This is a genomic window from Nostoc sp. DedQUE02 (assembly GCF_034531035.1).
Taxonomy (GTDB): Bacteria; Cyanobacteriota; Cyanobacteriia; order Cyanobacteriales; family Nostocaceae; genus Nostoc.
In genome coordinates this window covers 1-14827 of the sequence record NZ_JAVRBY020000064.1, presented here as the reverse complement: position 1 = coordinate 14827, position 14827 = coordinate 1, and the positions used below count along the sequence as shown (strand labels likewise).

The following is a 14827-nucleotide window of genomic DNA, read 5'->3' as shown; positions in this document are numbered from 1 at the left end:
TTTGCAGTTGTGTTGCGCTCAAGTGTGTATTTATGACAAATTACCCAGCAAGAGTTGATCTGTCTCTTACTGGGTAATTTACTAATGCTAGCTATAGTTAGCTTTGGTTAAGCAATCACAGTAATATTTGTACTACTAAGCACTACCTTATTGGAGAACTGGGCTATTTGAACTTGTGCTGTACCGCCCAATCCATCTTTATCAAAGAACAAGTTCCCCGTACTTTGATTGTAGATGAAGCGATCGCTTGCAGCTGTAGCGATCGTACCAAGTCGGAACAAGCCCGGATCGAGTATCGTATCCTGAGATTGGCTCAGTCCGAATTCCGCCTTAGAAATGAAGATAGTATCATCTCCAACAGTAAAATCAGCGATCGTATCATAGCCTCCAGTGCGGGTATCAGTCAGATATAAGCTATCTTGTCCAGCTCCACCAGTCAGCGTATCTTTACCAATTCCACCAAAGAGGCTATCGTTTCCTACACCACCTAATAAGCTGTCATTACCTGAACCACCAAAGAGGTTATCATTACCATCTCCTCCTGATAACGTATTAGCACCAGTATTTCCAATCAGGATGTTATTAAGACCGTTACCAGTAGCAGTGATTGCCCCAGTTCCAATCAGGGTCAAATTCTCTAGGTTATCTCCCAAGACCCAATTTACCGAAGAGTTAACTAAATCTGTGCCTGCATTTAAACCTTCAACAATAATATCGCTAACATTGTCTACGATATAAGTGTTATTGCCGACTCCACCATTGAGACTATCAATTCCTGTACCTCCATCCAAGGTGTCATCGCCTGTACCACCCAACAAGGTGTCATTGCCTGAGCTACCAAAAAGGCTATCGTTACCATCTCCTCCGGTCAAGGTGTTCGCAGCAGCATTTCCGGCCAGGATGTTATCAAGGCTGTTACCAGTACCAATTGTCGCGCTTCCAGTCAGGGTCAAGTTCTCAAAGTTCTCTCCTAATACCCAATTCACAGCAGACTTGACTAAATCTGTGCCTGAATTTAAGCCTTCGGTAATAATATCGCTAACATTGTCTACAGTGTAGATGTCATTACCGACTCCACCATTGAGAGTATCAATCCCTGCACCTCCATCTAAGGTGTCATCGCCTGCACCGCCTAACAAGCTGTCATTACCTGAACTACCAAAGAGGCTATCGTTACCATCTCCTCCGCTCAACTTATTAGCACCAGTATTTCCAATCAGGATATTATTAAGGCTGTTACCAGTACCATCAATTGCTCCGGTTCCAGTCAGGGTTAAGTTTTCCACGTTATCTGCTAACACAAAACTCACGGAAGACTTAACTAAATCTATGCCTGCATTTAAGCCTTCAGTAATAGAATCGTTCAGGTTATCTACAGTATAAATGTCATTGCCGGCTCCACCATCAAAACTGTCAGCTCCTAAACCTCCATCCAAGGTGTCATTACCTGCACCGCCTAACAAACTGTCATTGCCTGAGCTACCAAAGAGACTATCGTTACCATCTCCTCCGCTCAACTTATTAGCACCAGTATTTCCAATCAAGATGTTATTAAGGCTGTTACCAGTACCATCGATAGCGTCGGTTCCAGTCAGGGTCAAGTTCTCCACGTTATCTGCTAACACAAAACTCACGGAAGACTTAACTAAATCTGTGCCTGCATTTAAACCTTCAGTAATCGTATCACCGAGGTTGTCTACGATATAAGTGTCATTGCCGACTCCACCATTAAGACTATCAGTTCCTGTACCTCCATCCAAGGTGTCATTACCTGCACTGCCTAATAAAGTGTCATTACCTGCATCACCTAATAAGGTGTCATTACCACCTTCTCCGCTCAAGATGTTAGCACCAGTATTTCCAATCAAGATGTTATTAAGGCTGTTACCAGTACCATTTATTGCGTCAGTTCCAATCAGAGTCAAGTTTTCCAGGTTAGCTCCCAACACCCAACTCACCGAAGACTTGACTAAATCTGTGCCCGCATTTAAGCCTTCAGTAATGATGTCGCCGATGCTGTCCACAATATAAGTATCATTGCCTTTACCACCGATGAGGCTGTCAATACCTATACCACCATCTAAGGAATCATTGCCATCGCCGCCATCGAGGGTGTCGTTATCACCCAGCCCCTGAAGAGTGTCATTGCCCAGCAATCCTGAAATGATGTCTTTGTTCACGGTACCAGTCAAGTTGTCTACACCTGAAGTGCCATTAATCACATTAGGGATTTGATTAATGGTATTAGCCACTGTCAGCGCAAAAACATCGCTGGCAGTTGCCGTTCCATCACTGGCGATAACTTTGATGTTAAAGCTACCAACGTTGTCATTTGTGGGAGTACCACTGAAGGTAGTGCCGTTGAAAGTTAACCAAACAGGAAGTGGACTACCATTTTCCAAGGTGGCGGTGTAGGTGAGATGATCTCCAGCATCCACATCTGCGAAGGTGTTTACTGGTAGGGCGAAGTTGAAAGCGGTGTCTGTTGTCGCTGTTTGGTCAGCAATAAGATTGGCAACAAATGGGTCATTATTCACTCCCGTTATATTAATGATGCGAGAAACGGTAGCACTATTATCAGTCCCATCATTGACTATAAAGCTGATAGTACGATTTGTGGTATTGGGGTTGTCACTGCTGTTGGTATAAGTAATGGAACGCAGTGCGGTTTGATAATTAGCAATACTGGAACTACCAGTTAAGGTTAAGACACCTGTGCTGCTGTTGTAACTGCCCGTAATCCCATTTTGGTTGGTGAAGGCGAGGATATCTTGACCAGAAATAAAGCCACTGCTAATGCTAACCGTAGCACTAGTGAGATTGGAGGAGTCTGTATCACTGATAGTGATGCCTGAGTCAATGGCTATAGTGTCATTTTCTGTGTATGGCAATGCAAAGGTAGAACCAGTAGCAACAGGCGCATCATTCACTCCCGTAATATTAATGATGCGGGTAACGGTAGTACTATTAGCAGTCCCATCGTTGACTATAAAGCTGATAGTACGATTTGTGGTATTGGGGCTGTCACTGCTGTTGGTATAAGTAATGGAACGCAGTGCGGTTTGATAATTAGCAACGGTGGAACTGCCAGTTAAGATTAAGACACCTGTGCTGCTGTTGTAACTGCCCTTAATCCCATTTTGGTTGGTGAAGGCGAGGATATCTTGACTAGAAATGAAGCCACTGCTAATGCTGATGATCGCACTAGTGAGATTGGAGGAGTCTGTATCACTGACAGTGATCCCTGAATCAATGGCTGTAGTGGTATTTTCGGTATATGCCAGTGCAGAGCCAGAAGTAGAGGTGATTGTCGGCGGAATCCCAGGAATGACGTTGCGTTGGGCATATATTCCATTACCAGAACCGTCTTGACCATCGCTTTGCCAGGAAATGACAAAGTTCTCTGCTCCATCCATCGCTACTGTGGGGGTACTTTGATCCCCAACAATGTAAGAATTGACCTTAAATTCGCCCCCTTGGGCTTGCCCGGCACTGTTGTAACGTTGGGCATATATCCCTTTGCCAGACCCGTCCTGACCATCACTAGTCCAAGAGATGATAAAGTCTCCCCCTCCATCCATCGCTACTGTGGGGTTAGTTTGGTTGTTAGTAGTGTTGGTATTGACCTTAAATTCGCTCCCTTGGGCTTGCCCGGCACTGTTGTAGCGTTGGGCATATATCCCCTTGCCAGACCCGTTCTGACCATCGCTTTCCCAGGAAATAACAAAGTTCCCACTTGCATCCATCGCTAGTGTGGGGTTTTTTTGGTCACCAAGGAAGTCAGTATTGACCTGAAATTCATTACCTTCTTGCAACTCCCCGGCAGTGGTGTAGCTGTAGCGTCGGGCATATATTCCAAAGTGAGAACTTTCCTGATCATAGCTTTGCCAGGAAATGACAAAGTCCCCATCAGCATCCATCGCTACTGTGGGGTTAATTTGATAGATAGTGTTGGTACTGACTTTAATTTCGTCCCCTACAGCATCCCCAGCACTGTTGTAGCGCTGGGCATATATTCCAAAGTAAGAGCTGTCCTGCTCATCACTTTGCCAGGAAATGACAAAATCACCATTTGCATCCATTGCTACTGTGGAGCTAACTTGGTTGCCAGTGGTGTTGGTATTGACCAGGAATTCTTCCCCTTGAGCCTCCCCAGCACTGTTGTAGCGTTGAGCATATATCCCATAGCCAGACCCATCCTGCTTGCTAGCCCAGGAAATAACAAAGTCCCCATTTATATCCATCGCTACTGTGGGGTTATTTTGACTGTCAGCGATGTTGGTATTGACCTGGAATTCTTCTCCTTGAGCCACCCCAGCCCTGTCGTAGCGTTGAGCATATATCCCATCCGAAAACCCATCCTGACCAAAACTTTGCCAAGCGATAACAAAGTCCCCATGTTGTTTATCTATTGCTACTGCGGGGTTAGATTGATTATTGTCGGTGGTAGTATTGACTTGCAATTCAGCCATAAAAAACCTCTGAAAAAAACTAAAAATTTGATTTCAACAATTACGATCTGATTAGGCAGACTCTTTAGCCATTAGGAATCACCGCACTCGGTCGCAGCCAGTAGTTAAATTCTGGTGCAGTAAATGCTTGGCGGATTTCTTTTCGTTCCTGATTCAAAACCATCGGCCGCTGCATACCAGGGAGAAACTGCACATCATAAAGTTCTTGACAGCCTGTTGTGAACTTCAACATCCCCACCTGCTGCCCATTTCGCAAATCCACCACGGCCACACCACAAAGCAACTGCTCAAACCGTTGGGTAATGGGCAACCCTCCGAAAATATGCCGTTCTCGAATTTGGCAAAGTCCGATCAGGGCGTAATATCCCACACAGCACAATCCCCGCAGAAATCCTGGCAGCACACAAACTACCTGTTTGTCCCCTGATTCTGGATGAATACGCCATATTTCCCCAGCACCAGAGTTGAGCAGCCACAAAAACCCGTCATGCCAAATTGGGGAATGGGGCATTGATAATCCATCTAAAACAATTTCATTGCTCTCCACTTCCACCACGACTCCACCGTTGGCTTTACCCGGTCGCCACCCGCCAACGGTATCCGTCGCACCGAGGGCAGTCACATACTTGGGTTTACCATCCACCATTGCTAATCCATTCAGGTGGCAGCGGTCTTCTGGGACTACTTCGGAAATAAATTTGGGATGCCAGCGCGGTACAAAGCTAAAGTCTGGACTCAAGGCAGAAAGACAGGAAAAGCGGGTGTTGACAATCCATAGCCCTTCTCTGCCAAATTCCAGGTCGTGAATATTGAGGTCGCCTGTAAAGTATGCCATCCGTGGCAGGTAGAGGGCATCATAGCGTCCAGGCTGGTCTTCTAAAAATTCATAAGCTAGTGCAGGAGCATTGGCTAATAAAATGACTTCATGATGGCTAGCTAATGCCAGACGTGAACCATGAACTGCCAACCCCATTGGTTTAGAAAATTGGCGTAGCAGCATGGTAATTTGTTGCCCATTCCAGCCCACAATTGCCAGTTTTCCAGCTTGGTAGGTGGTGATGGCAACCGAACCTCCGGCTTGACTTAACCAGGAGATAAATCCCGGATCAGCATCACACTGAATTAAGTTATTCTCTTCTGGGACAGTAGTGGTAGAAGTAGCTAACATAAATAAAGTAAGTTGAATTAAATTTCAAATTTTGTTGGGGAAATTTTGACTTGGTTAAGTACAAAGATAGTCAGTGATCTCTGGCTCTAGCCCTTGAAATTGAGGAACCAAAAGGAATTGCCCCAGATAATAGGTAACAGGTCACACCGCAATGAGACTGCACCATATCTAATGCAGACATTTTCAACTTAATTTTTTTTATAAAGCTTAGTGGTAAATATTATTTTGTTATCTATTGTTATAATAAAGACTATTTTCTTAGAATAAATCTGTATATATACTGAATATATAATTTGCTAAAAACTTTAATTATTTGCAAACGAAATCAGTAGATTTTGTTTATATAGCCTCAAATGTCGTTGTTAGGTTTAAAAAAGTGCCCAGGAGTAGCCCATCTCCAACATCGCCGTTATTTGTATTAAATATTGAGATTGGTTTAAGTTTAATTACTAGTACTTAACACTATACAAATTGACCATTTTATTTATGAATCAAATTCGGTAGTTTCAGACTTTTGCTGATTAACTTCAAATCAATAGCGTAGGCGGAGTGTCTCGTAGAAAAGAAACAAGACTCACACTGGCTCTTTGGGGTTCTTCGAGTTTAATAAGTAATCAAACGGAGATGATGTTAGGAGTTAGAGACGACTGATGATAAATTATGAACTATGAAACTTGTGCTAATTCATAACTATTAACTTCTAACTATCCCAATGAGTTCCCTACAAAATCAAATCATTTTGATCACTGGTGCAAGTAGTGGTATTGGTACTGCTTGTGCAAGAATCTTCGCTGGTGCGGGTGCAAAACTGATCTTGGCAGCACGACGATTAGAACGTTTGCAGCAGCTAGCAGAGACTCTCAGTAAAGAGTTTAGTACTGAAATTCTTTTGTTACAGCTAGATGTGCGAGATCGCAGCGCTGTTGAATCTGCCATTGTTACTCTACCCCCTTCCTGGTCTGACATCGACATTCTCATTAATAATGCTGGTTTAAGTCGTGGTTTAGACAAGTTGTATGAGGGCAGTTTTCAAGACTGGGAAGACATGATTGATACTAACGTTAAGGGTTTACTTTACCTCTCCCGCTATGTTATTCCGGGAATGGTGAGTCGCGATCGCGGTCATGTGGTAAATTTAGGTTCCATTGCTGGACATCAAACATATCCTGGGGGCAATGTCTACTGTGCTACCAAAGCTGCTGTGAGAGCAATTTCTGAAGGTTTAAAACAAGACTTGTTGGGAACACGAGTCCGTGTGACTTCGGTTGATCCTGGTATGGTTGAAACGGAATTTAGCGAGGTGCGTTTTCACGGAAATACTGAACGCGCCAACAAAGTATACCAGGGAGTTACACCCCTGACAGCAGATGATGTGGCTGATGTGATATTTTTCTGTGTGACGCGATCGCCCCATGTCAATATTAATGAAGTTGTGCTGATGCCTGTTGACCAAGCTAGCGCTACTTTAGTTAATCGACGAACATAAAAGTAACCCATCTCATACCATTCTCAAAAAGATTACCCTTTTTAATTAATTTACTCAAAAGAGATATGAGTGAAAAAGAATGTAGAGATGTAGCAGTGCTACATCTCTCTACAAGGGTTCTGGATAGAGCGATGGCTAGCCCAAAATTCTAACCGGGCTGTTAGTTTTGAATTTCGATTTCCGCTTTCCCATCCAGTTGGTGGCATGATAATTAATTCTCCCTCTGCGGTGCGCTCAAGTCGCAAATCTCGATTATTCTGACACAGTTGGAAGAACTGCTCATCTGTTAGTTCAATGGTGGGGCTGAGGTTTAGAATCAGGGCAGTCATAGTTGCTTCTCAAGCTTGCTAACTGTAGCCTAGCACTCGGTTGACATAGTAGGTTGACTATCTAATAATTTCCATGCTTACTAGAGAGCTATTTTCAGTCATATAGAAATTTGTTTCATTGTTATCTATTTGATAACAGCAAACGAGAGTTGATGTTTTTCTCTTAGCTCTACTTCAAGATGCTGTATTCAATTACACTCTCTTATTGTTCTCTTGACCAACCCATTTTGTCTAAATTTCAGAATCCGCCCTTGCCAAAAAGTAATACAGAGTAAGCGTTATAGCTCTTGTTCAATACTTACCGCATTATTTTGCTATACTATTATTCTTTCAGTATTAAGTTTTACATATAGTTTAAAATTATCTTAGTTAGTTGAAGGCTTATATTGTAAATCTGAGTAATATTAGAGAGTATTTTCGATGAAAGAAAGACAAAAAAAACTAAGTTTAACGGAATATCAAAGTGGTTATCTAACTCAGTTAGCGAATCTGAAGACAAGCAGTACACACATCGTCTGCTCAAAGAAGATAAAAGCCAACGAGATATAATTCTCAATGAATTAATATTAATCGTTCAAAAAGCCCATGAAGATGCTCGATATCGTCTTCGTAAATTAGCAGGAAATTCTCTTGTTCCATTTGGGGATTTTTTAGAAAGCGATCCAAGCGATGGCTATCCTGAGCGTCTTAATATTATATCTCGTCAGAGTTATTTTGGAGATATATTTTCAGGAATTATTGCCGAAAATTTTGCTCATTTTGGAAAGAATGATTGGGAAGTTCCTGCTTGTCTTTTCCGATTTCATCTAGTTGAGTTTCAGCATTTAGAATTTCTAAATCAAACTGAAGAGATTGCAAAAAAGCGACCTGGACGTACAGGTGATGATTGTCTTGCTTTTTTACGCAACAGCGAAGGAGTAATTATTGCTTCTCTATTTTGTGAAGCTAAATGCACAACTAATCATTACACAGAAATGATAGCTGAAGCACATAAAAAGGTAAGTGAACCACATATAAAGCCTGTTGATATCCCACAAATAATTGAGATTTTGGGGGATTACAATGATCTTTCTTCATCTGAATGGGTTGATTCTCTAAGAGTTTTATGGCTAGAAAAAGTCGATATAAATTATGAACGCTGCGATTTAATTAGTTATATTTGTGGTAAGCATCCTGTCGAAAATCCTACCTGGATATCTCCTGAAAAACCACACGAACAATATACAGCAGGAAGAAGACTTGAAGCAGTTGAAATTCATCTTCATGAAGTTAAAAATATTGTTACAACTGTCTATAGTCAGCCAGCGATTTTAACACCTTCAGTAAATATTTCTATTCAGACAGTTCAACAACCAGATGATTCAGAGGTTGCAAAAACAAACTCTGATGTCATAGTAGAGGGAGAAGTTCTGCAAAATGAGATGACTAAACCAAGTAACGAAGTCATTGCTCTAGCGACAGAACTACAAAATAGTCTGGCGGGTAGCAAGCTAACTCCAGCAATTGCAAAACTTTATAGCCAACATACCAGACTTCGCGCAGGAGGAAAGGGATTAACTGGGTGGCGAGAAGATGAAGCAGGTGAAAGATTAAATGATGCTATGCGCCTTATTGAGGCTGCATTTATCCAGCGAGAAACTGGAGATACTAACTGGCGTAATCGAATGCTAAGGGCTGGTGAGTTATTTGAATGGCTATCTCATCCCCAACTAAACCCAGATATTTTACCAATTCGTTTACTTGCAGCAGCTGTGTATGAACTTGCTGGTTATCCTGCTAGGGCTGCGGGTTTACTCAACGAAGATATAAGTGAGGGAATAGAGTCAGAAATTCTACGTTCATTGCTAAAAGCTGATTTTCCCAGTTTATTGCAACAGCTGACAGAATATTGGGCAACTGCAACATCATCAAATTTCCAAACTGAAACAAGTCTTCTTTGGGATGAGACTGATACAACTGCTGACAGATTTAACAAGTTGATTGTTAAAGAAACTGCTAGTTCTTTAGGAATTTTATGTGCAAAAATGCGCTGGGGAAATGAACCAAGATTAGAAAAAGCTATTGAAAAGCTTTCTGATATTGCTAAGGTGCTTCTTCATGGACATGACACTTATTCTTGGCTTTTGGGAAAATTGTGTGCTGAAGTTACGTCTGTATATATACAAACTTCTCTACGAGATCATCTAGAATTGCTTTCTCAGATGATTACTCCAAATGGTAGAAGTTTTTTAGAACGTTATTTACGCCAAAGTTATCAAAACCGTAAAGCTTTAGCATGGCGTTCTCAAATTTGTGGAATTGAACGACTAGCCACAGCAGAATCATTTGCTCTTTGTACCCCTACAGGTTCAGGAAAAACAACAATAGCTGAAATTGCAATTCTGCAAAGCTTATTCTTGGAAACAACAAATTCTAACAATTTTAGTAGCTCGACTCCTTTAGTAATTTACTTAGTGCCAAGTAGAGCGCTTGCCACAGAAGTTGAATCAAATTTATCTCATGTTTTAAAGCGTTCTACTAATAACAGTGTAATAGTTACAGGTTTATATGGTGGTACTGACTGGGGGCCAACAGATGTATGGCTGACATCAGAACAGCCAACAGTTTTAATTTGCACTTATGAAAAAGCAGAAGCTTTGATGAAATTTTTAGGGTCTCTATTTATCCGTAGAGTATCGCTTATTGTACTTGATGAAGCCCATGCAGTTCAATTTGATGGTAATAAAGATTCTTTGCAAAAAGCTGAGAATAGAACCTTACGCTTAGAGTCATTAAGTTCAAGACTGTTTACTTATATAGAACAAAATAATAGCCGAATTATTGCACTATCTGCTGTTGCATCCGAAACAGAAGGGGCATTAGCAAGCTGGATAGAAAATTCAACTGATGCTAGCCCAGCAAAGACAAATTACAGAAGTACACGTCAATTAATAGGGCGGCTTGAATGCCTACCAGGAAGAAGATTTGAAATACGCTATGACTTACTTGACGGCAGAAAATTAGAATTTCAAGAAGGCGGTCAATCTGACACACCTTTTATTCCGAATCCTTTTCCGACATATCCTCCTGTGCCAAAAGGGAAAAATGAAGGAGTTGAAAAGAGGTTACGCCCTTATCTTTTCTGGGCAGCTATGCACTTAGCTGCACCAGATGAAAAAGACCAAAGGCGTGCTGTTCTTATTTCAGTTACACAGTACCCTGGTGGTTATGCTGAAGACTTTCTAAATTTTTTGAAGAGATGGTCGCAAATAGAAATACCTTCATTTTTTCAAGAACCTATAGAGCAAGAAAAACTTGAGATTTGGCAAAAGTGTTTACGTTCATGTGAAGATTATTTCGGTACTAAATCCCGCGAGTATAAGCTGTTAGAGAAAGGAATCATAGTACATCATGGAAAAATGCCAGGTTTGATGGCTCGATTACTTATCGATGTCATAGATAAAAAAATTGTAAATTTAGTTTTAGCAACGTCAACTCTTTCCGAAGGAGTTAATCTTCCTTTTGAAACAGTTTTAATTCCAAGTTTAAGACGTGGTACGGGAGAACTAAATATTCGTGAATTTGGTAATTTAGTTGGTCGTTCTGGAAGACCTGGATTTGGCACAGAAGGACGTAGTTTAGTATTACTTAGTAATTCATCTACAGATTGGAGCGACAAAGAAGCACGTAAAAGATACTTATCTTTGATAGGAGAATTAGAAAATCAAACACAGGCAATTAACCCAAATGCAAATCCTCTAAGTCCTTTAGCAGAATTACTGCTACGTTTGGAAGAACAATGGCAGCTAATTTCTAGTTCTAATAGACAGGATAATTTTTTAAAATGGCTGGAAAAAACTGCACCGCTTGACCCTGACAATAATCTTTCTGACGCACAATTATCAGCTATTGAAACTCTCGATTCACTGGATAGTATTTTATTGTCTGCCATTGTCGAAATTGAACAGCTAGAAGCTAAAGATTTAAGCCATAATGAATTGGAGGAGCATCTGCAAAAAATTTGGCAACGAAGCTTTGCTCATTACGCTAGCCGCGAACAAAAAAGATTAGAAAATTTATTTATCAGGCGAGGTAGGGCACTAAAAGCAGAAATTTATAAAGATTTGTCACAGCGTCGACGCTTGTATCGTACTAGTTTACCACCACGTGATGGAAATCAGCTTTTAACTCTCTATCCTAGACTTAAACAACAATTAGCACTGGGTGGAAATTATGCGATTTGGACAGTAGAAGAACGATTTAATTATATTCAAAGTATAGTTAGTAATTTAACCAGTCTGTCCAAATTCAGACTTAGTGACTCATCAAAAAATGTTTCTTGGAATGAAATATTATGCTGGTGGCTTGACCCTATCAGAGCAATTAAACAACCCAAGCCTAGTCAAATTTCAAATTGGCATTCATATATTAGTCAAAATTTTGGATATCGATTTAATTGGGGTTTAGGAAGTGTTATTGCACTAGCAATAGATGAAGCTTTTGGTGGCGAGTTAGTTGAATCATCATTGGAAAACTGGCCACAAACTGGGCTACCTTGGATTGTTTTCTGGATTAAAGAACTTATTGTATGGGGAACTCTAGACCCAGTAGCCTCATACTTGCTTGCTAAAGTAGAAGATGTAACAACTCGTAAACAAGCTGAATAATTAGCGCAAACTTACTATCAGTATATTAGCGAAAGAGAATCGGAACCAAATGAGTATCTTAATGCAGTGAATATCAAAAATTGGGTAGAACAATCATTTTCCAGTGTTGATTTACCAAGTCCTAAACCCCCTAACCGAATTAATGTCAATTTGCTTAAAGATTTCAGTAAGGCTCCAAGTAAAAATTGGAGAGTAGTACCAGTAGAAATTGGGAATGATATTCAATGGTTTGATTTAGCAGGATTTCCACTCGCAATTTGCCAAAAACCTGAAAAGTGGCAGTCTGATTTTCTAAATACCTACGACTTCATGCTAGATGCGGAAAATCGATTTGTTTCATCAAAGATTTATGTTTGACTCTTCAAGGGATGCTTTATCACTAGAGGCTGAATATATAATCTAGTGGTACAAAGCTCACTAATGCTCTTGCACCGACACGCGCAATCAGCGCCAGCAGTATTAATGTGCCGAGAATGAGAGCAATATCAGCCACAATAAAGGGCAACCGTCGGAGTGCCTCAGAAGGGGGAGTGTATTACAGTTGAGATTGCACAGTTTCCTATGCATTAAATTGACATTTGGGCTACTGTTGATTGATCCTTATTTTCCACGGTTGATCCAAACGCCTCTGAGTCCAGCTGCTTTAGCTGCATGATAGTCTTCTATAATGCTATCGCCAATATGCCATGCTGCCTCTGGTGAACATTTATGTTTGTCTAAGGCAATAGCAAAAATTTGAGGATCGGGTTTTGCTGCACGTACCTGGGTAGAAATGGTAATGGAGGTAAAAAACTCTCTCAATCCCAAACTTTGCAATACTGAGTAAATCCGGGAATCGAAATTGGACAGCACGCCCAAGGTAACTCCCAACCGCCGCCAATTGATTAAAGCTGGTAGAACATCAGGATAGACAAACCACGGTTCACCAGTGCCAAAATGGATGTAAAGTTCGCTAAAAAAAGCCGAAAAGTCAGAAAATTCCTTGAGAACACCTGCTCTTTCAAAAGTGTTCAGAGCAATTATCCGCCACCAATCAAACTCGCGCTGGGGAATATCTTGCAGTTCTGCATCTGGAAATATGGGCGGCGGCGCTGTTTTAAAGCTTTGGATGAAGGTTGTATTTAATGTTTCGGCTGAAACTGTAACGCCAAATTCCTGGGCTATCTGACTATAAACCTCGCCTACACTACCTTTGACATCAAAGAGTGTACCCACAGCATCTAAAAAAATAACTTTCGGTTGTTCCATCAAAGTTTGAAAATTTTGAATGTTGAATTTTAGACTTCGGCTTGTTAAAGAGCTTCTGTGGGTAGAGTCTAACATCTGCTAAGTAGGTTGGCGAAAATAAAGCAAATCATCGTAAATGTCTTGGTTTTTTACCAATTCCCAATACCCAATGCCCAATCTGAAAATTACCGAGAAAGTGTTTCTATGATCGGACGGACTAGCCAATTAAAACCAACTTTAAGCTGATGATCTAAAGTTGGCAGCCTATATAAATAGGCAACACGACGGGCGACAGATGCCAAGGGCCCATCTAATTTAATTCCCAAACCAGTGAGAGTGGCGTTGTCTATTCCTAGTGTCATCATTTCACCTAACTGTTGGTAGTGGAAGGGAAGAAGAGGGCGATTAGTCAGAGTTGCCCAGATATTCCAAGCAGTGTAATCAGCTTGTTGAAAAGCCGCTTGTGCGGTAGCCGGGACTTGTTGTCCTTCAGCATCATGACAGTCTGCTAAATCTCCTAAAGCAAAGATTTCTGGATGATCAAGAACTTGCAAATTAGATGTAGTGCTGATTTGACCACGCTGATTTTGCTTGAGAGAAAGAGATTTGACTACGGGTGCGACCAAAGTTCCCACAGTCCAAATTACCAAATCTACGGGAATCGTATCTAACTGGTTTTTGTACTCTAGGGAAATGGTATTTTGCTCTATTGATTCGACTTTGGTTTCTAAATCAAGAAACACGCCACGGGCTTCTATTGCTTTCTTTGCTGCTTCCCGATTAAATTCTGGGGAAGTTCGCAAGATTTGGTCGGCGATTTCAACGATCCGAAAGCGTCCTCTTTCTCCTAGTCTGTCGGCTAACTTACAGGCTAACTCTACACCACTGTAGCCAGCCCCAACGATCGCTACCCGAATTTTATCAGTATCCGATTCTTCTAAAAATCGCAGGCGTTCTTCTAAACGATAGGCATCAGAGATTGTGCGGAATGTATAGGCGTAAGCTGCTGCACCAGGTACTAAATCTAGTGGTGTCTCACCTCCTAACGCCAGCACTAATCGGTCGTAAGGGATTTCTGGCCCTTCTTGGATATTTACCCGTTGTTGGTCAATGTCAATTTCAGACACAACCCCTTGATAAAAACGTACACCAGTGCCTTGTAAAAGTTCTTCAAAGGGTGGGGCAATTTCCCAGGTTTGTAATTCACCAGTGAGTAATTCGTAAAGTAAAGGAGAAAATAGGAAGCGATCGCTTTGATCTACCAGAACAATTTCGGGTTTTGGCGTAGATTCCCAAGGTAATTGGCTTAACCGCAGGGCTGTGTAAAGACCACCAAAGCCGCCGCCAAGGATACAAATTCTAGAAGTTTGTTCAGTCATCGATTCTATCTATGGGACAGTCAATACTAGTTGGCTAACTAACTTCAGGGTAACTGAAATTTTTGTGGGGATTTACAAAAGTTGGGGGGATGAGTATCCCTACTCATCCCCCTCGGTTTT

Annotated in this window: 7 protein-coding genes and 1 pseudogene; 3 read left to right on the top strand and 5 right to left on the bottom strand. The window is 41.3% G+C overall.

Annotated elements, in window-relative coordinates; genetic code table 11:
• Positions 1-107: 107 nt before the first annotated feature.
• Together RMX98_RS30120 and RMX98_RS30115 are read right to left on the bottom strand one after the other, a co-directional pair.
• The gene (locus tag RMX98_RS30120) at positions 108-4472 is read right to left on the bottom strand and encodes a beta strand repeat-containing protein (RefSeq protein ID WP_409882014.1); all 4365 of its coding nucleotides are present in this window, start codon (positions 4470-4472) and stop codon (positions 108-110) included.
• Between the two features lie 64 nt (positions 4473-4536).
• The gene (locus RMX98_RS30115; RefSeq protein ID WP_322677834.1) at positions 4537-5640 is read right to left on the bottom strand and encodes a TIGR03032 family protein; all 1104 of its coding nucleotides are present in this window, start codon (positions 5638-5640) and stop codon (positions 4537-4539) included.
• A 712-nt stretch (positions 5641-6352) separates the two neighbouring features.
• Between RMX98_RS30115 and RMX98_RS30110 the strand changes: the two genes are divergently transcribed.
• The gene (locus tag RMX98_RS30110) at positions 6353-7126 is read left to right on the top strand and encodes an SDR family oxidoreductase (protein WP_322677833.1); all 774 of its coding nucleotides are present in this window, start codon (positions 6353-6355) and stop codon (positions 7124-7126) included.
• A 140-nt stretch (positions 7127-7266) separates the two neighbouring features.
• Here RMX98_RS30110 and RMX98_RS30105 read toward each other — a convergent pair.
• Positions 7267-7455: pseudogene (locus RMX98_RS30105) on the bottom strand (Uma2 family endonuclease); the annotation flags it as partial.
• 974 nt (positions 7456-8429) lie between these two features.
• Here RMX98_RS30105 and RMX98_RS30100 point away from each other — a divergent pair.
• The gene (locus tag RMX98_RS30100; RefSeq protein ID WP_322677832.1) at positions 8430-12101 is read left to right on the top strand and encodes a DEAD/DEAH box helicase; all 3672 of its coding nucleotides are present in this window, start codon (positions 8430-8432) and stop codon (positions 12099-12101) included.
• Positions 12102-12167: 66 nt separating this feature from the next.
• Complete coding sequence (locus tag RMX98_RS30095; protein WP_322677831.1) at positions 12168-12458, top strand: hypothetical protein; 291 nt, start codon at positions 12168-12170, stop codon at positions 12456-12458.
• Positions 12459-12701: 243 nt separating this feature from the next.
• Here RMX98_RS30095 and RMX98_RS30090 read toward each other — a convergent pair whose 3' ends face one another.
• Both RMX98_RS30090 and RMX98_RS30085 read right to left on the bottom strand, forming a co-directional pair.
• On the bottom strand, positions 12702-13349 hold the full coding sequence (locus RMX98_RS30090) for an HAD family hydrolase (RefSeq protein WP_322677830.1): 648 nt from the start codon (positions 13347-13349) through the stop codon (positions 12702-12704).
• Between the two features lie 164 nt (positions 13350-13513).
• Entirely contained in the window at positions 13514-14707 is a 1194-nt protein-coding gene (locus RMX98_RS30085) for an NAD(P)/FAD-dependent oxidoreductase (RefSeq protein WP_322677829.1), read from the bottom strand.
• Positions 14708-14827 lie beyond the last annotated feature (120 nt).